This window comes from Gynurincola endophyticus (assembly GCF_003991195.1).
Classification (GTDB): Bacteria; Bacteroidota; Bacteroidia; order Chitinophagales; family Chitinophagaceae; genus Gynurincola; species Gynurincola endophyticus.
Genome location: NZ_RCWL01000011.1, coordinates 1 through 19362, shown reverse-complemented (window position 1 = coordinate 19362; position 19362 = coordinate 1). Strand labels below are relative to the sequence as shown.

Annotated in this window: 10 protein-coding genes; 2 read left to right on the top strand and 8 right to left on the bottom strand. The window is 36.4% G+C overall.

Features of this window, described 5'->3' with window-relative positions:
• Positions 1-7: 7 nt before the first annotated feature.
• The 8 genes from D9O48_RS17110 to D9O48_RS17075 form a co-directional block, all read right to left on the bottom strand.
• Positions 8-3625, bottom strand: a complete 3618-nt coding sequence (locus D9O48_RS17110) for a metallophosphoesterase (protein ID WP_126974217.1) — start codon at positions 3623-3625, stop codon at positions 8-10.
• A gap of 8 nt (positions 3626-3633) precedes the next feature.
• Positions 3634-4497 (bottom strand): SdiA-regulated domain-containing protein, encoded by an 864-nt coding sequence (locus D9O48_RS17105; RefSeq protein ID WP_158624929.1) that lies wholly within the window; start codon positions 4495-4497, stop codon positions 3634-3636.
• Entirely contained in the window at positions 4490-6508 is a 2019-nt protein-coding gene (gene ppk1 / locus D9O48_RS17100) for a polyphosphate kinase 1 (protein WP_126974215.1), read from the bottom strand. The genes D9O48_RS17105 and ppk1 overlap by 8 nt, the downstream gene beginning before the upstream one ends.
• Before the next feature lie 3 nt (positions 6509-6511).
• Complete coding sequence (locus D9O48_RS17095; protein ID WP_126974214.1) at positions 6512-7681, bottom strand: Pycsar system effector family protein; 1170 nt, start codon at positions 7679-7681, stop codon at positions 6512-6514.
• Positions 7682-8219: 538 nt separating this feature from the next.
• Positions 8220-9725, bottom strand: coding sequence for a hypothetical protein (locus D9O48_RS17090; protein ID WP_126974213.1), 1506 nt, complete (start codon positions 9723-9725; stop codon positions 8220-8222).
• Positions 9726-9767: 42 nt separating this feature from the next.
• The gene (locus D9O48_RS17085; protein ID WP_126974212.1) at positions 9768-12494 is read right to left on the bottom strand and encodes a TonB-dependent receptor; all 2727 of its coding nucleotides are present in this window, start codon (positions 12492-12494) and stop codon (positions 9768-9770) included.
• Between the two features lie 20 nt (positions 12495-12514).
• On the bottom strand, positions 12515-13474 hold the full coding sequence (locus D9O48_RS17080; RefSeq protein ID WP_126974211.1) for a FecR family protein: 960 nt from the start codon (positions 13472-13474) through the stop codon (positions 12515-12517).
• A 51-nt stretch (positions 13475-13525) separates the two neighbouring features.
• Positions 13526-14056 carry an RNA polymerase sigma factor gene (locus D9O48_RS17075; protein ID WP_126974210.1) on the bottom strand — a complete coding sequence of 177 codons (531 nt, stop codon included), beginning with the start codon at positions 14054-14056 and terminating at the stop codon, positions 13526-13528.
• 824 nt (positions 14057-14880) lie between these two features.
• On the opposite strand from D9O48_RS17075, the gene D9O48_RS17070 reads away from it, so the two are divergent.
• Entirely contained in the window at positions 14881-18891 is a 4011-nt protein-coding gene (locus tag D9O48_RS17070; protein ID WP_126974209.1) for a DUF5977 domain-containing protein, read from the top strand.
• A gap of 10 nt (positions 18892-18901) precedes the next feature.
• Positions 18902-19252, top strand: a complete 351-nt coding sequence (locus tag D9O48_RS17065; RefSeq protein ID WP_126974208.1) for a hypothetical protein — start codon at positions 18902-18904, stop codon at positions 19250-19252.
• Positions 19253-19362: the final 110 nt, after the last annotated feature.

Here is a 19362-nt window from a genome sequence, read left to right as displayed (position 1 = left end):
TATTTTTTTAAAATCTTAATCCCATTTTTACATATGGATACCATCCGTCTCTCGACCCTGCCATTACGAAATTTACAGTGGCGATATTTCCGGGTGAAAAATAAATTCCCCCGCCATAACTATTGTGAAATTTTTTTGAGTCTTCGTTTTTTTGCCAGACTCTGCCGATATCATGCAGGGCTATAATTCCCAGTTCTCCCGGTAGTAAATAATTGGTGATTTCTGCCAGTTTGAAGTGAGTCTCAATATTATGATAGATGGCGTGGTTACCGGCAAACCTGTATTGGCGATAGCCGAGCAGATTACCGTGTCCACCAAGAAAAGCAGATTGGAAAAAAGGATTTTTCCCCATTGTTAAAGTTCCGCCAATGCGGTTATACAAACGGATATTACCACGGCGATCGAGACGGTTATAAACCATCAGCGAAGGTTCTAATAAGCCGTAGTTTTCTGACCACTTGTTGATTCCCCATAACCATTGATAATGTATATCTACAACATATCCCCAACTATGTTCACGCATTCTGTTCTTTTTATTAATCAGGAAGTGAACTTTTAAACCTGTATGTGCCTTATCGCTGGTTATATGACTGCTATCATATGTAAGAATGGGTGCATGGCTGATAAACCTTCCAATAGTATCGTTGCTTTTAAAATGATAGAACTGAGCAGTAGGGCCTGCTGAAAAAGAAATGTCTTTTCCTGAATTCCATTTCAACAAAGCGTCTATATTGTAAATAGAATAGCGGGCTCTGTAAAACCTTTTATGTCCTTCAAATTTTTGAAATGAAGTTTCGTTACCATGCCCGTAAAAGTTAATTGTATTATTCGGCGCTTTGATATTGGCCTGTAATACCAGGTTTGTTTTGTGTAATATTTCTGTCCACTCGCCCCTGTATTTAATACGGTAAGCATTTGTAGAAAAAGAATGTGCGAGTGTTAAGCTTTGTTGATAAGTAAATGGAAGTTTTCTGAAACCGCTTTTATGTGTGTAGGTAAAGCCGGTTCCTAAAATAAGTCCGTCGTCAACATTTAAACCGATATCAAAAGATGGTGCCCAGAAGTTGTACAGGTTCACCGGTTCAAAAAGAGAAATACTCTTATTGTTTCTTAAATGTCTTGAGATGTGTTGATAGCTACCTTCAAGGTTGGTATGCTTTGGCTGGCCATAATAATGAATTTTCTTAGAAGCATCTTTTACAAAAATATTGTTTTTACCTTTGTCGCCGATAATTCTGATTTTCATGCCGGGATCCGGTGTATTAATCCATACGCTGTCATCGCCTTTTGACAGATAGATTCTGAGTTCTTTTGTAACAGCTGATTCGTAGTTATGAGTTAACAGTGTATCGGTGAGTTTTCCGTTTTTATTGATTTTTTGTACCAGCAGATGAATATCGCCGTTGTCGTTTTGTGTAATGTTTACTTTTTCGTGTTTGTCGCTCAAACGGACATCTACTTTTTTATGAATGAATTGATAAAATTCTTTGAAGGCAGGTAATAGGGCATCTCTTCTGTTTTGTAGCGTTTTAGTGATATCAGCTCCTCTTAAATTATAAATAGCGGCCGGAAGCTGGTAAATAGCAGCATTCAATACGGTATCGTTGAGTTGATAAATGGTTTCTGTAACAAGAGCTTCCCATTGCTTCCAGCTCATCTGCGAAGCAGGGTGTGCATTCAGAAAATTAGATTTAAAGAGTGAATACCTGATAGAAGGAATATCACCCCTCCAACCCTGAAAAGTTGGTAACAGATAAGGGCGCGACATGATATTGGGAAATAAACCTTCCGTAACATGGAAAACCTGATCTCTGTCTCTGGGCACATCCACATAAAATTTATCTTCACCTTTGGCTGATAAATTTTTCCATCGCCACTGATCTTCATGACGATCCCAGTCACCGATTAATACATCGAGTATCCTTGACTTGAAAAAAGTAATTGCATCAAAACGATTATCATTGTCATTTTGTATATTTTTTAAAAATTTCAGGGTATTGTCTGATTTTCCCAGCGGGTTTCTTTCTTCCAGTAAGGCGACCGTATTTGCAAAAGTATAGTTATATTGGTTTAAGGTAGCGTCTGCTGAAACAAAACCGATTACGGGATTGGCATGTGGTACTCCGATAGCTTTTGCCAGCGGGGGAACAATCAAAGCACTATAAGGATGCTGCGCGCTCATGGCATCATCTACCCAATCTTTTGCAAAACTGTTTCTTAAACCTTCCGGTAAAACAGTTTCCGCTCTTTTCAGAACACTTCTGAGCGCATATTCATTTCCTTCTTTGTCTACTAATCTTAAAGAAACAGACTGCATTCCTCCGCCACGTTGTGTAGGTGTTAATCCGCCTTTTATAGCAGAAATTTTAAATACCGGTAAATGCACAGGTGTAGCATATTCTTTTCTGAAATTTTCTCCGAATAACCAACGATGGAAATTGCTCTTTTGGTCATATGAAGGTTGCAGTGTTATCTGTACCGAATCACTATTAACAGGGTTGAATTGATAATCGGCTATACTGTTTTTTATTGCTATAGCTGGTTGTTGGAAAGCTGTTTTTTTCCAGGTATTTTTTTCTAAACTATGAAAAGTATATACTGCCTGGCCATCGGTTAAAAGATCAATTGTAACAAAACCGGCATGATGCGAAGTATAAAAAGCTTTTTTAGATTTTTTTACATAGTCGATTCTCGAACCACCACCACTTACCAGTTGCGTCAGATTACCGCGTTGGATGTATTGTAATCCGTGTTCGTGTCCTGCAATATATAACCAGTCGTTATGGCCTTCAAATGCAGTAGTAATCTGACGGATCATGTTTTTATAACGAGGATGTGCAATGTCTTCCGGATGAGAAATAGTTTTTCTTAGTAAAGGATACAGGCTACCCGCTACAGGAAGAGGAATATACATTTTTTTGTTAGCGGCTCTGAGCGGAAAGAGGTGATCCATCCAGTAAAAATGCCCGCCATGGTTTCCATAAGAAACAAAGGGATGGTGGCCTGCCAGGATAATTTTATCATTTTTATGTTGATATACCAGGTCTTTCAAGCGTAGACTTACTTCTTCGGGAGTTGTACAATCGCAGTCGTTGTTTTCATTGGCTTTTGAATAAGGAAATAACCACCATTCGGTATCAAGGTAGATCATGGTAACGCCGGGAGCTATTTTTTGTACAACAGGGTCAGGACATCCATTGGCTGGTACCAATGCAAGCAAACTATCATTCTGAGACTCCAAAAAAGCGGATTGCGCCTGAATTTTTTCGAGGCCGTTTTTCCCGGAACGATCCCAATCATGGTTTCCCGGAACAAAGTAAACGGGAACCTGCCTTTCCCTGAACGGTTTGAATTGTGCAGTAAGAATATTTTGTGTATGTGTTTCCTGCGGATCACCGGGCAGTTTCATGCCGTCGGAATAAATGTTGTCACCCAGATATACTACCTGTGTTTTACCGGCAATCAACTCATGAATCGCTTTTTGAATAATGTTTTTCTGTATAAGATTGATTTCACCGGCATCACCGATAAAGATGATACGTTTGGCAATACTATTCTGCGCATTTAAAGTAATATGACAAAGTACCGGAATCAGTAACAGTAATATTGATTTCCTTATTGACATACCGATAATTATTTAGAAACGTACTGAAATTTTAGTAGGGTGGGGGCGTTCATATCATTTCCTTCATTAGAAATATACATATTACCTTGCCGGTCGAAGCAAAGACCTTCCGGTTGTTTAAAGAGTTTGGGGGAGAGGTGATACCAGCTTTTAACCTTCCACTCATTATCGAAGATGATCAGTAGTTTATTGATGGATGCCAGCATATACCATTCGCCGGTAACTGGGTTTTGGGAAACTGCTGAAGGTCGTATTTTTTTTTCTTTTGTTTTGCTGTAAGTTTCATCTTTTAAAATTTCTCTTACATCAATAAAAAAAGGTTCATCGAGCGAAAGTGAATCATTTTGGTGCATATTGATTCTAAAAGCTTTTATAGTAGCTTCACGATCGTCGTCTTTTGGTTTTTTGGCTACAATGATCATCTGTTTATTAGTGGCATCGGCAAACATTGATTCATATTCTCCTTTAGCAACAAGATGCTTGTGAATCAGTACCGCATCTATATCAAGATTGTTTTTTTGATGAAAAGGAAACTGATAAATATGACCGTTGCTTTTAAGAACATACACGGTTTCACCGGCAATGCTAAGGTCTTCATAGTCGCCGGTTTTACCGAAAGTATAGTGTTGGTTTTCTTTGCTTCCGGTAGGAAGTTGAAATAAACGGCCCAGTTCATCTTGTATCGCGTATATAGTGTCTGCCTGTAAATTGTAGAAGCTTATACCGGATACTTCATTCAGTGATTCGGGGAAGAATGACTTTTGGGGGTTGTTCAGATCGTAATGTTCCGGAGATGTATAGTCAGGAACTGTTACACATCCGCTAAGTGATAATTGTATGAAAAAAGAAAAAAGTGTAAAAAATTTATTCATTATTTTTTTCATTTAATAGTGATTGTAAACGCATTTGCGCACTGAATCCTTTTTGATGAAATGAGGAACTGAAAGTATTCGATCCGTTACCTGCTAATTGAACTCCCTGAATGTCATCTGCCCAATAGGTATCCATCAGGTTGATGATATTCTTTTTTATCTCCGGATCGCTTATCGGCACACATACTTCTATTCTTCTGTATATATTTCTATTCATCCAGTCAGCGGAACCGATATAAATTTGTGGGTTTCCATTTTGATGAAAAAGGAATATCCTTCCATGTTCTAAAAAACGATCAACCACTCTTCTAACAGATATGTTTGAATGAAATTCAGCATTAATACAACAAATGCTTCTGACAATTAGTTTAACACGAACACCTTTTTCTGCTGCTTCCTGTAATTTTTTTATAAGTTTTTTTTCTTCCAGGTTATTGAGCTTAATAAATATTTCTGCAGGTAGCCCTTTTTGTGCATTTTCTATTTCTTGCTGAATCAGGGAGAAGAATTTTTCCTGTAACAGAAACTGTGATACCAAGAGTTTCCTGAAGTTTAAATCTTTTGCAGTAATGTCTTTATGCACAAGAAATCTGAATAGTAAATGCAGTTCCTCCAGTAATTCTTTTTGTTGTGTGAATAGAATATGATCGGTGTAAAATTTTGAAGTTGTTTCGTTAAAGTTTCCGGTAGCAAAAATACCATAGAAAATTTCCGTGTTTTTTTCTTTTCTTTTAATGAGTGCAGTTTTCGCATGCACTTTAAGATTAGCTTTTGTATAAACTACTTTAACACCTGCGTTTTTTAATTTTTTTGCCCACTTGATATTGTTTTCTTCATCAAACCGGGCTTTCAATTCAATGAGTACATATACCTTTTTACCGTTTTGTGCAGCACTGATCAGTGATTCTACAATGGCTGATTTTTTGGCAACGCGGTAGAGTGTTACATAAATTTCACTAACATTAAAATCGAAAGCTGCTTCATTAAAAAACTGAAGAACAGTATCATAAGAATCAAAAGGTGTATTTAACAGAATATCCTTTTTCGATAAAGTATCGAATAGTTTTTCATTGAAGTGCTGTGTGTATTTCCATTTGGGAAAATATAGGGTATCATCGTTTATTTTTATTTGATTCAAATCACTCAGGTGATGATAAAATCCTCCCTGAACAATATTGGCATTTTTGATTTGCAGAAAACTGATCAGCTGCTTCAATGCTTCAGCAGGAAAATCCGGCGCATGTAAGAGCCTTGTTGCTAAACCTGAATTGCGGTGTTGCAACAGCTTTTCAATTTCTTCTAATACATCCCCCTCGTACTCGTCATCTAATTGAAGGTCTGCATTTCTGGTGATTTTGAAACTACCTGCATATGTGATAGTTTCGTTATTGAACAAATCGCCAATAAACTCTTTAATAAGGTCATCTATGAAAAGTATATGAGTATGTCCGCTAGCTGATTTGAAGGTAAAAAAGCGGTCTGATTTATTACTGGGTATGTTTACTATATAATAAGCGGTTTCGTTTTTCGAAGAGGTTTGTAGTAAGAGGTAGAGTTGGTTGTTGACCGGAAAGAAGGATTTGTTTTCTTTTTCTAAAGGAATACAAACCAGATAAGCCAGCAGATGCTGATAAAAGAACGCTTTTGCCTCCGGAATAATTGCTGTAGGAATGTTTTTTTCTTTATAATGAAATTTGATTCCTTTCTGTTCCAACGCCGGTAGAATAACAGCTAACGTGCTACCGAATAATTCCTGCTGTTGCTGAATCAGTGCTTCGATCTCTACTAAGGCATTACTCAGATCCGGTTTGTTTTCTTTTTTAGCAATTACCTGATCAATCGCGAGTAAAGCCGGTATACGTACCTTATAAAACTCATCCAGGTTGGAAGAATAAATCGATAAAAAATTCAATCGCTCCAGTAGTGGCAGCTGAGGGTTGGATGCTTCTTTTAATACCCGCTCGTTGAAGTATAACCAACTGATATCTCTTTGAACAAACCGTTTTGACATACATTAACTTTTAAAATACAAGGAAGCGATCACAAACGAAATAACGGATACAATAATTCCGAACATAAACACATTGTAAGCAATTCTGAGCAGTTTATATTTTCTTCCCAGTACAACACCTTGTGAATGGATGTCCTGAATCATACTGCCATATAAAAAGCCCGCATCATTCATCATGTTTTCCATTCCTCTCTTATAGTCCATCAACGGCATATTATAAAAGTTACCAAAGAACAGCAGATTTGTTTTTTGCTGACGAATATCTTCGTCAGTAAAATTGCCTGAAGGGATGGATGGACGCGTTGCCAGAATAGAGAATACCATGGTAATTACACAAATCGTTAAGAGAACAATAGTAGGTATTGTGAGGTGTGGGTATTCTTCCAGTTTTCTTAGTAATACGGTTAATAATACTGATATAATAATCGAAGTGGTGGTAATCATTATATGCGCTTTATTGTCGGCCATATCACTTAAACGCTGGTGATTGTTTGAAGTGATCCTGAACATTGTTTCTATACCTTTTGATGGTTTTTCAGGTTTGTTTGCCGGAACTTCTTTTTCAGGAGTTTCTTCTTTCTTGTATTCTTTTTGTTTCAGCTTTTCAATATTTTTTTGTTTTCCTTTTTCAAGCAAACTTTTTGAAAAGTCAGTATGATATTTGTGCTGGGAGAGAAGCAGTAATGCATTTCTGCGCCAGTCTTCTTTCGGAATTTTGTAATTAAGAATCAGTTCACATTCTTTTCTGATAAGTTTGTTTGTTTCGGAGAAGTCATCGGTTCCCAGATGAAAAAGATCGGCATCGCACACAATCTGTTCTAACAGGTTAGTTGGTGCCTGTGGCATTTTGGTAGCCAGAATACAACCTTGTACCTGTTGGATAGTTTCCGGATCAACATTGAGTGACTTCAACAATTTTTCAGCTTCATCTGCTGCTACTTTTTCGTGCATACGCGGATCGGTGAAATAACCGATATCATGCAGCCAGGCAGCAGAGATCACAATAAACCTTTCTTTTTCGGTGATTTTATAATAGTCGGCAATTTTTTTAGCGGCTTTTACCACTCTTTCCGTATGCGAAATGTTATGATAAACAAGCTTTTCATCAGTGTGTTGCTGGATATAGTTTCTAACATATTGTTCAATATGTGCTTCAATAGTGGTATAATTCATAAAGGAATTTTTTGATGCCGGATAAAGTCCTGAGCCGGAATCTTTACTTACGCTGTTAATATTTTCTACTATAAAATCCTGCTTGAAACATAAAGTAAATGAACATGAAAAGTGAAATAGGGGTGAGGATGAAATGATTATTAATGCGCCCCATTTTTCATTTTCAACTTACCATTTTCAATTTGTTTAACCAAGTTAAGCCAAGTAATGTTCAAATTACATTTTTATTTATAACTTATAATCGTATACTAATATATATTATTGTTGATTATCAATAATATATATTGGAAACCCCTGGTGGTCAGGTTTATTTTTGTTTAAAAGACCTTTTTAGGATGTATCTGTTAAAGTTCAGCAATTTATATGCCTTTGAGCAGATGGGGGATAAAAACAAAAGCCATCATTCTGAAAAATGACAGCTTTCGGGAATTTTCAAAAGGAATATTGTATGGGAACTAATGTAAGCAGGGGAAAATAACAGCCGCAGGAAACATCTGGTAATAGAACTGCGGCTCATTGATTGGTATGAGAACTAAACTTAGTTAACGTATTCAATTGGAATATTATCAGGGAAGATGAAGAATGAATCACCCCATTGGCTCTGATTATTCTGGGTTCCTTCGGTTAATATTAACTTCTGAATTTTTCCTCCGGTATAAGATCCTTCCCAGTCTCCTACTTCACCATGTAACCATGCGAAATACAGGTTTTTGGCCTTCCGTAGATCCAGAGTGTGGTTTTCCGGCCATCTGATTCCGTCTAAGTAACAATATTTCAGGCTTTCTAGTTCTTCTAAATTAGGAAGGAGGTCTGAGCTGAACTCTCTGTACTGCGGATCATGAGAATTAAAAGAACAGAAAGAAACATTGAGCTCGGATAGTTTTTTGAAACCAGCCATATCTGTCGCGTTAGAAAAATTAATAGTTGTTAAGCTTAACACCTCCAGTTCGGGGTTATTGCTGATATCAATTTTTCTTAATTTTGTGTTCAGTTGTTGTCTGTAAGGTGTACCCGGATATAGATCTCCTTCAGCACGTCCTGATAGCATTAAGAGTTTTATCTTTTCTGCTTTAAAATAAGACATTTCATGTGCGGCAGAATTGACTATCACCTGAGTTTTATGATTGCCTCCTATTACCACAGAATCTAACATCATTGCTGTTGACTCACCTATTCTGACTTCTTCAAGTGCTGGCTTGTTTTCTGCAAATACAGCTTTTAGACTGTCTACTTCTAATCGAAGATAAGTCAGCAATGGCAAAACATCATTCAGGTCTAATCTGGTGAACGCATTCTTTCCTCTTACATTAATAGATTTCAGATTAACACAACTGTCGATGATCAGACGGGTGTTTTGCTTCAGTTCAATGGTTAATGAACGGAGCTCTGTGAATTTATTCAGGTTGACTTCAGCTAAATTATCCTCGATAACGATAGCATTCATGACTTTCAGTGAAGTGAACTTCTTTAAATCGCTGTAAGACATATAAAAACCGGAAATACTATCTACCTTGTCAATGTCTGATCTTAAAAAGGCTATATAATCTTTTCCGGGAATTGCTTTAATGCCATAGGCATAATTGAGCCAGAAGTCCATTCCTTCCGCGAAAGAGGTGGAAAATAATACTTCAGAATTATCGTAACCGTTTTTGTTATCTTCCAGCTCTTTGAGTAATATTGATTTTCTTGGAATGAGGTCTGTCATAGATTCTACCAGTTGGTAAACCTGCTCATACTTCTCCAGAAAATTAATTTCCTCATTAATTCTCAGTTGTTCGATCAGAGGGAGAATGTCTTTTAATAGTATCACACTGTTTAACATTTCTCTGAATTTCTGTTGTGCCGCCGCATCGGTAACCCTGTCTTCAATCAACCTTTGGAGCGACTCTATATCGGTATCTGTAATTGCACTTTGCTTGGATACACCCAGAATACGTTCTTCTGTTAATACCGTGTAATTAATATTTTCGCCTTCTTCTTTTTTACAGGAGAAGATAAAAATGAATCCGAAACATAACAGCCATAGAAATTTAGCATTTCTCATGATTTCCTTTTTTATTTATTTTTTAAGTATTGTTTGAATTATTTACCTGAAAAGATTAAAAGTGATTTTCGCGAAATAACTTCTTCCATAATACAGTCGAAGTACCCGTTGTGTGTTAATCATATTCTCGCGTGGTGGATTGATCGGTGTATAGAATATATCGGTTACGTCAAACAGGTTTCTTACACCTATCCTGAAGTCAATTTTGTTTTTAAAAAATGAACGGGCCAGGTTAAGGTCAAGGTTATGATAATCATCAGTTTTGTATAAAACTTTTACATAACCGGTTGCCTGAAAATCGCGGTCCATACCGGTTTCCTGAAACTCGTAAATCGGCTCCCTTCCTACATAGCGGTAAAATGCAGAGATGCGGATGTCTTTGGGTAAAACATAGGTCATCTGAAAGTTAGCTTGAATGTTTGTCAGATAATCTGTATAGTTACTGATCGATTCCGGATCATGCCCGCGGAATGCCAATAGCGAAGCAGCGGTCGTAATGCTGAATTTGTCGGATACAAGATTTATTCTTAACTGGTTGATGATGCCGTTATACTTTTGTTCATTGGTATAAGTATTTCTTCCGGTTATCTGTGTTGCGCCTTCTACTCTGAACCGGATCGGTACAATGCGGTCGGTGAGATGTTGGTACATACTGCTTAAACTCGTTTCGAGCTGTAGTTTTTTATTGATTTCTTTCCGGTGTGCCCACTGTATTTCTACCGATTTTCCATATTCAGGTTTCAGGTCAGGATTTCCACGATAATCATGCACACTGTTTACATACCATGAATACAATTCTTCATAATTTGGAAAACGCGTGGAAGTTCCTATTATAAATCTGATATCGTTATTGTTATTTAACTTATACCTGGTTGTTATAGATTCGTTGGTACGCATTTTAAGTCTGTTACTGAAATTAACTCTGAAGCCGGGGCGGATCATGATCTTATCTGAAACGGTCCATTCTGCAGAAGTATAAGCTGCACCGGTAAATAAAACCTGTTCAATCGGGGTACTGAGTGAAACATCGTTGAACCAGGAAGTGTATCCCTGATTTCCTCTGGTATTGTCCATTTCAAATCCGAGATTGTATTCAAGTTTATTTTCTATCAACGGTTTTATAACAGAACCTTTCGTATAAAATCCTTTCGATTGAAAGTGTTTTTCCCAACCGGTAGCAGTTAAACGGTCACTTCCCGGAATGCCGTCTTTTGCATCGAGTGCCGTATTGTTCATGAGATTGATTCCCTGCCGGCGATGTTCGAGCCCGTTTTTTTGCATCGATACATCCAGCGAAAAGTGAGCGTTTTTCCAGAAGTTTCCTCTGGCGTTCAGGTGATGATTGTATCTTTCTGTATGATAATCGTTATTCACTCCTCCATTTATATATATTCGTTCGTCTGTCAGATAATGTTGTACGGGCGTACGGCCATAGTGCGTAAGATCGGAGGTGAAGTAGTTAAACTTATAAAAAAGGCTCAGGTTATTTCCAGTGCGTGAGAGGTAAAAGTTACCGTTGTAAGATTCTTTTGGAGACCATTCAAAACCTCTTTTTGGGGGACTGTATGCGTCAATCGGCTCAAGTATTAATCCTGCACCGATACGTTCACCTCTATAGCCGTTAAACTTGTCTCTAGAAAAAGAAACGCCGGCGGAAATATCCGAAGTAATACGCTGACTAAAGTTAAATCGTTGAATATGCCTGCCCCTGGCTGTACTGTTATATTGAACATTGTATTCATCGCGAACCGTTTCTTCCTGTATTTCAAAGCTCAGATCTGTTTTATTGCGTGCTGTTTTTTTTGTAATAATATTTACAACTCCACCGATACTGTTTGCTCCATATTCTACTCCCATGGCACCTTTAACAATTTCAATGCGTTCAACATCGTCTAAACTGATCGTACTGAGATCAACATCACTTCCCATATTTTCGTCGCCGGCAACAGGAATATTATCCATCAGAATTTTAATATACTGACTATTTAATCCCAGTACCCTGATCTTGGATCTTCCCATTTCTGATTGGTTTTCGATTTCAATATTTAATTGAGATTTTAATAATTCAGCAACAGTGCTTACCGCCATATTTTGTATCTGTGCTTTGTCAATGACTTCTACGCGATAAATAGATTTATTGACCGACTGAGGCCGGTACTGCCCGGTCACTACCACCTGATTCAATACATGGTTATTTTCATTACTTAATTTCAACATAGCATTCAGTATGGTTTCGTTCGCTTCAGTAATAGTGATGTTTTTATTGAAGGTCTCGTGTCCTACATAAGAAATACTGATGTTGTATTTACCGGGTTGCAATCCTTTTACAATAAAATATCCGCTTTGATCGGCGGTAATGTTAATTGTTGTTTTTTGAATAGTGATAGTGGCTCCTTCTAACCGGCTGCCCTCATTGTCGGTAACATATCCGGATAGTGAACCTTTTGCCGGAGCGGCTTTTAAAGCAATGGTATTGCCTGAAATATTGTAAAGTAACCCGGTTTGATTTTGTACCTGGTTCAGAAGCTGTGTGACGGTTGCTGTGCCCGGATTGAATACAACCGTTTTCGAAAGTTCTTTTTCTATGTCACTATAGATAAATTTGTAAGAAGATTTTTCTTCCAGTTGGGATATGAAAGATTTTATATCCAGTTTGTTGGGTGTAATTGTGAACTTACCGTTCTGAGCCGGTAAATAAATACTGAAAAGTAAAGGCAATAAGGTAGCAGTTACCCTTTTTAAGGATATTCGCATTAAAGATGAGCGCATGATTTTTTATTTATAATATGCTAGTAAACGGTAATAGTATGTTGCTCTATTTTAAATTGTATGCTGGTACTGAAGTGAATCATTGTTAGTACTTCTTTGAGATTCATGTTGTCAAAAGTTCCTGTCAATGTTTTATCTGAATCGGCAGATGATTTTTTGATAAAGCGAATTCCATAATAAGATTCTATTCTTTCCAGTACCTGATGAACCGGAGCTTCTTTGAATATTAGTTGTTTATTGATCCATCCGGTAGCGATGTCCAGATTGGTAGCTTGCAGTGCTATGGTTTTATTTTGTTGTTTATTGAATAACAATTGTTGACCGGGAATTAACTTTTGTGGTATTGTTCCGGCGGCCTCAAACTGAATACTACCTTCATTGAGCGTTACGTATAGTAAAGAATCTTTAAAGTTGTTTTTTACATTGAATTTTGTTCCAAGTACTTTAATGGTGCCGGATACGCACTCCAGCAAAAAAGGTTTTTTTTCATTATGTGTTACTTCCAGGAATATTTCTCCTTGTTCTAGCTGTAATACTCTGTTGTTTTCACTGGAAAAATTAGTAGAATAACTGATGGTAGAACCGCTCATCAGGTATACCTTGCTGCTATCAGGAAGAAACAATGTACTGGGTTCTCCTGCCGGTGCTGTAAAACTGATTGCTGTAGCGGCAAGCTGCGTTTTTGTATCAGTTTTATTGAACTGATAATAAGATAGTACCCCAATAATACCTGTTATACAAGCGGCAGCTAATGTTTTATACAACATAAACCTGAGTGATGAACTGCTGTTTTTTCTTTGTTGAATACCTTTCCAGATATCATTCTTTACCAGCTCCTCGTTTCTTACAGGTGCCTGCAGTAATCCATCTTTAAAGATGTTATTCTGTTCATTCAACCATTCCTCAACAACGGCTTTTTCATCAGTATTACATAAATGCTGACTATATTTTTGCAATAATTCCGGTGAAATATGTTTCATACATTATAATATACCTTGAAGCTTTTTATACCCTTGTGCGATTTTTTTAAATTACTTTTCTATGACATTCAGGTGTTTCCGTAACCGTTTAAGTACTTTGGAAATATGAAACTCTACTGTTTTGATACTTAAACCCAGATGAAGTGCTATTTCTTTGTAACTCATTTCTTTTTCACGGCTTAGTTTAAAAATCGTTCTGGCAGGCTCATGAAGTGCTTCTATTTCTTGTTGAATGTTGGTGAGTATCTCTTTGTAATGAATGTTATCTTCCGGATGGTGGCCGGAGGGAAGGTTGTTGTCAGTAAAAACAGCAGTAAGCTCTACTTTTTTGAATTTTCTGAAATGATTCAGTACCTGATATTTTGCGGCACGTGAGAGATATTTTTCAATAGCATCCTGGTCTTCCAGTAAAAAGTTTCTTTCCCACAATGACAAAAAGATGTTTTGTGTAAGGTCTTTTGAAATACCCACATCACTGGTGTATAGATAGCAGAGATTATAAACCTTTTTCCAGTAGGTTTTGAAGAGCTGCTGAAAGAAGGCTTCTTTTTCAGAATTAGTGTTTGATCCCGTTGATGACATTATCTAATGTATACTTGCTAATAATAAGAGTAGTGCAAGCTATTCAGCAAAAAGGTTATACTGTTTATGAGAAAGGAAACTTTTTGTAGAGGGTGGGAAATATGGCCTGATTTTACAGGAATCTGACAGTACATGCAAATTTGGAAATATGAAAAAAAAGTAGTATCTTATAAGAAGGGGGTGTTATCTTTACCTTCCAGCCAATTTTACTATGTTTTTTCATGCATTTACTTTAGCCGGAGTTGTTCTGAGTGTTTTTCTGATTGTTCTGATCTGTTCGAAAAAACATTTACAGGCTTCAGATAAGGTGCTGGTTTGCTGGTTAGCGGTTGTTGGTATTCAGCTTTTTTTTTACTACGATAATTTATCTTCTCATCCGCTCATTCCTGGCTTCCTTGGAATGCCATTGTTTGCTTTACCATTGTTAAGCGCGGGAATACTGTTTTTATATGTGCGGTCAATTATTGGCAAAATATTAAAATGATTCAGTGATTGAATTGCGTGTAGATCTCAATGTGCTAACAATACACAAAAATAGGATGAAAATGTACCATTACAATGTATAAAATTTTCTATATAATAGAAGCGTATAGCTTAGTTATTGATTTTTGTCAAAAAGAGATTTAGGAAAGAAAAAAATATTAATTAGTACATCTATTTTTTACATTGATGAATATAAATATATTATCTTGGCGGAAAGCAGCAAAAATTACTATTTCTTTATAGAATACTTATTAAGATTAATTGCATTTTATAATTTGGTTTATTTTTGTCTTTCTTAAATATTTTAAGTTGTTGACCTCATTTTATACCCCATTTCTGATATGAAATACCTTAAATTGCTTGTATTTGCTTTTATATTTAATCTTACTGCAAATGCACAAACACCTTCTAAACTTTGGGTTGAAAATCAAAAAATAGGACAGAGTTTGCATCCTAACCCTGAGGCGTACAAAATTACCCAATATGGCGATGTGCCGATCAATCATTCCACTGGTAGCCCCAATATCACAATACCGGTTTATTCAGTGAAAACTGCTAATTTGTCTTTACCTGTTAGTTTGAATTACACAACTACTGGATTCAGGCCTAATGAATCCAGTGGCCGTTACGGCTTGTCGTGGAGTTTAAATGGTGTTGGGGTGATTAATCTGACAACTAACGATGCGGTTGATGTAACTAATGTACGCGATGAACCGCCAGCCTCGGTTCTTAACGGAATAGTGAATGACGAGAGTATGTATTATACTCTTAGAAACTCTCAGAAATCAGAATACTACGATGGTTATGATACCGAATATGATATTTATAATTTTAGTTTCCTGAATCACTCCGGCCGGTTCGTTATCAGTGAAGGAGATACGGTTTTTTTAGGTAATTACGGTTTGAAGGTAATTTATGATGCTATGGAGGGGCGTGGTTTCATTGACCAGCAGGGCATAAAGTATTATTTTAAATTGAATGATAGCTTAGGTACTGCAACAAGAGGCGTAGACTGTGGAAAAGGAAGATACAGAATCTATCCGCATACCTGGTATCTGACTAAAGTAATTCATCCGAATGGTGATTTTATAAAACTGGAATACGATCCGCTTTATTCTACTTATTCTACAGGGAAAAGTGAAACGATTACCAAGTATCTGAAGATGACACATATGGATTGCTTTATTAATAAACAGCCCATGATCCCCGGAGACCCGCTTCCTTATCCTACTGACGAACATAGTACTTGTTATAATTACAATGTATCTTATGATTTCGTATTGAAAAAAATTAGTACATCAGAAGGTTTGGTCGTAAATTTCGGATATACTGCAAGACAGGATGTACTGAATGAAAAATTACTGAATAATATCTCAATTGTAGATACGCTTTCTAATACGATAATCAGTAAAGTTCGTCTGGGTTACCACACCGCCGGATTGGGTAATTATGAATTGGATGATTTTGGGAACAGATTATCCATCAGGAGTTATTTAACTACGGTAGAGTTTACCAATACTACTGACAGTGTATTACATAAATATAAATTCGATTATACATCCTATGATAGTGAAAGCAGATTTTCAAACTCAATCGATTATTGGGGGTTTTATAATGGTGAACCAAACACATCTTTAATTTATCTTACAGATTATAAAGATAATAGTTTGATTTATTTTAATACTTTAATAACAAACCTTGCAAATAGAGAAATAAACCCTGATTACGTAAAGAAAAGTTTGTTAAATAAAATAACTTATCCGACAGGAGGCTCGGATAGCCTGGTTTATGAATCAAATGATTTTGCTTATACCGGATGGACTAAAAAAAATAAACGGGATACTACTATTATAATTATGGCTGAAGATAGTTTGTTGTCATCTACACATTTTGTTACTTTCACTTCCCAGACATTTACAATTCCGCCACAGGCCAAATATGTAAGACTTGCAGGGTTTTTGCAATACCTGAATTATGTACCCGGTTTGCCTTATGCCTTTAATGTAGTGATCTACCGTAATAATATGTACGTGGGTAATATGGATTTTACACTTAATGAAACCGGTGTAGTAGGAGATGATTTTATGGTTGACCTGGAAGGGGATATTCGTCTTGAAATACAGGTAAGAGGTGATAACTTAATCGCTAACTTAAGCTGTACGTATGAATTATATGAAGAGGTAAATGTTGCTGAAAATCAGTTGGCCCCTGGCGTAAGAGTAAAGTCGGTACATACTTACGATAATCTTACAAAAAAAATATCTGCTTCAAAGTATTTTTCTTATACTTTTTTAGGAAATAATCTTTCTTCTTCTGCTCAGTATAATTTACCTGATTTAAATAATAAAAGCAGAACCGGCGACCTTATCAAATGTGACCCGGTTGCAACGTATCATGGTATCGGAGATTATACGGTTGATCTGATGAAAGGTTTTGTGACTTTTTCATCTTCTCCTGTCGGCCCTATTAATTTCTACACCGGCCGTTATTCTTTATATAGCTCGGTAATTACCTCAGATGATAGTTTAAAAAGAAATGGTTTTAACAGACAATTGTATTTAAACCTTGCAGATGAGTTTCCTACTGTTGTTTTTGGTAATGAAAGAATATCGAACAGACTGACTGCCCTGCCTGAGCAACAAGCTGTTTTGTATCAGGAAGATATTTTTGAATGGGCTAGTGATACTGCGAAGATTGTAAAATCAACCCAATACGAGTATGATTTTGACAACAGATATTATGAAGTATTTAATAATGCAGTTTCTAGGGTTAATTATCATCCTTTGGATTTAGGCCTCCCTTATACGTCGATTTTGCAAATGGGCGATCTGGCGGGAAACAATTATTACCATTTTGGAGCAGAAATTTACAAAACATATAAAAAATGGTATCGCCTTTATGCGATGGTGACAAAAGATTTTGATCGAAACGGTGTAGACTATTCAGAGAGAAAAGACACACTAATTCATACAAATCTGTATAATATTTCTCCGGATATTTCTTACAATGATTTAGGTAATGAAATAGTTGGTACGAAAAATACTGTTTCTGAAGATTTGTTTTCATTATCAGGCATTCCTGCCTGGCTGCTGGCACACAAAACGAATAATTATAGCCAGTTGCCTATACAGACTTTAAGTATTAAGAAAATTGGTAATGTTGAATATGTAACAGGCGGACAGCTCTTTGAATATGATGCTGTATTGCCATGGAATGTGTCTAAAAGATATTCTTTAAAGCTGGATAAACCTATACCTATTGATTCCTTAGAAAGTATATCTGTTCAAGGCAGCGAGTTAAAATTTGATAGCAGTTTTACTCTTGATGAGTCTTATTATTATTCAGCACTTCAGGGTAATAAGCTGGTTGGGGTTGAAACTTCAGCCGGATATAAAGAAACGCTCATTTGGGGATACCATAATATGTATCCCGTAGCCCGTATTATGAATGTATTGCCATCGGAAGTGAACCCTTTATTGAATTACAGTATATTGACGTCAAATGATTCCTATGCTATTTATAATCATTTATTATCTGTAAAGAGCAGTTTAATTGCAACCACAACTGCTTTTATGGATATCTATTTGTACGACAGGTTCAAAGGTATTAAAGATCATTACACCTATAATAATCTGCACAATCAGTATGAATATGATGAGTTTAACCGATTGTCTGTTGTTAAGGATAAAGACGGCAATGTTATACAAAAATATTGTTATCTGCTGAATGGTCAGCAGGAGAACTGTACCAATGTTGGTTATTATTATAACACAGCGATTACTAAAAATTATCAGAAAAATAATTGTCCTGCTGGAGCTGTATCTTCAACCGTGAGTTACTCATTACCGGCAGGTATCCTTTACTCATCCATCAGTCAGGCTGATGCAGATGCAAAAGCTATAAGCTATATTGATTCGGTAGGACAGGTTTATGCCAATAATAATGCAGTATGTACTTTTTACAATGATGCGATAACGCAATCTTTCACTAAGATCTGTTCTACAGGGTTTGTAGGGTCAACGCATAGCTACACAATAGCAGCAGGCACCTATTCATCTACTATAAGTAAATCCGACGCGAATAGTATTGCACAAAGTAATATTGTTGCGTTAGGACAAGCACACGCTAATAATATAGGTACCTGTACTGTACAATGTAATTCATCGAATTGTGTTGGTGAAGACAGAAAGTGTGTTAATAATGTCTGTGAATATGGTTATTTCATTCTGGATCAATGTGCTTATAATCCGGCAACAAGACAATGGGTAGAGTATTACTACTATCGTTTCTCAGATAATTCCGTTTCTCCAACCTATTACAGAGTAGTAGAAGAATGTATTTGGGATAACTAAAAACTAATTTATGCGTAATTATATTTTATTATTTTTTTTATTGACCGTAGGCCAATATTTAATTGGGCAAAATGTGAACAGCCAAAACAATGCGCATCACCAGACTCAATGGATCGTTGATTCTTTGGGTTTAAATGAAACGATGAAAAAGAAATTGTTTAAGGTGAACCTGGATATTGAACTGGAGTTAGAGCAACTCATGAAAAATACTGCTAACCGTGATAGTTTACGGGTGTTGATCAGAGGTGTTGAACAAAAAAGATTGTCCGGTTATTCCAGAGTTTTAGGTAATGAATTATACAATCTTTATTTAGAGAAGAATCTCAATCGGTTAAAGAACAGTGCCCGCAAAGAACAATAATTCAGTACCATATACTATCCGTATTCCTATATATGAATACGCTCCCTAAACTACTTAACTTCTTATAATGTTATCGAAGAAAAGTTTATTATCTTCTTTATTCCTATTCA

Excerpts from the sequence above, each read along its gene's own strand:
- D9O48_RS17110 (WP_126974217.1), bottom strand. The coding sequence starts at position 3,625 with ATGTCAATAAGGAAATCAATATTACTGTTACTGATTCCGGTACTTTGT.
- D9O48_RS17105 (WP_158624929.1), bottom strand. The coding sequence starts at position 4,497 with ATGAATAAATTTTTTACACTTTTTTCTTTTTTCATACAATTATCACTT.
- ppk1 (WP_126974215.1), bottom strand. The coding sequence starts at position 6,508 with ATGTCAAAACGGTTTGTTCAAAGAGATATCAGTTGGTTATACTTCAAC.
- D9O48_RS17095 (WP_126974214.1), bottom strand. The coding sequence starts at position 7,681 with ATGAATTATACCACTATTGAAGCACATATTGAACAATATGTTAGAAAC.
- D9O48_RS17090 (WP_126974213.1), bottom strand. The coding sequence starts at position 9,725 with ATGAGAAATGCTAAATTTCTATGGCTGTTATGTTTCGGATTCATTTTT.
- D9O48_RS17085 (WP_126974212.1), bottom strand. The coding sequence starts at position 12,494 with ATGCGCTCATCTTTAATGCGAATATCCTTAAAAAGGGTAACTGCTACC.
- D9O48_RS17080 (WP_126974211.1), bottom strand. The coding sequence starts at position 13,474 with ATGAAACATATTTCACCGGAATTATTGCAAAAATATAGTCAGCATTTA.
- D9O48_RS17075 (WP_126974210.1), bottom strand. The coding sequence starts at position 14,056 with ATGTCATCAACGGGATCAAACACTAATTCTGAAAAAGAAGCCTTCTTT.
- D9O48_RS17070 (WP_126974209.1), top strand. The coding sequence starts at position 14,881 with ATGAAATACCTTAAATTGCTTGTATTTGCTTTTATATTTAATCTTACT.
- D9O48_RS17065 (WP_126974208.1), top strand. The coding sequence starts at position 18,902 with ATGCGTAATTATATTTTATTATTTTTTTTATTGACCGTAGGCCAATAT.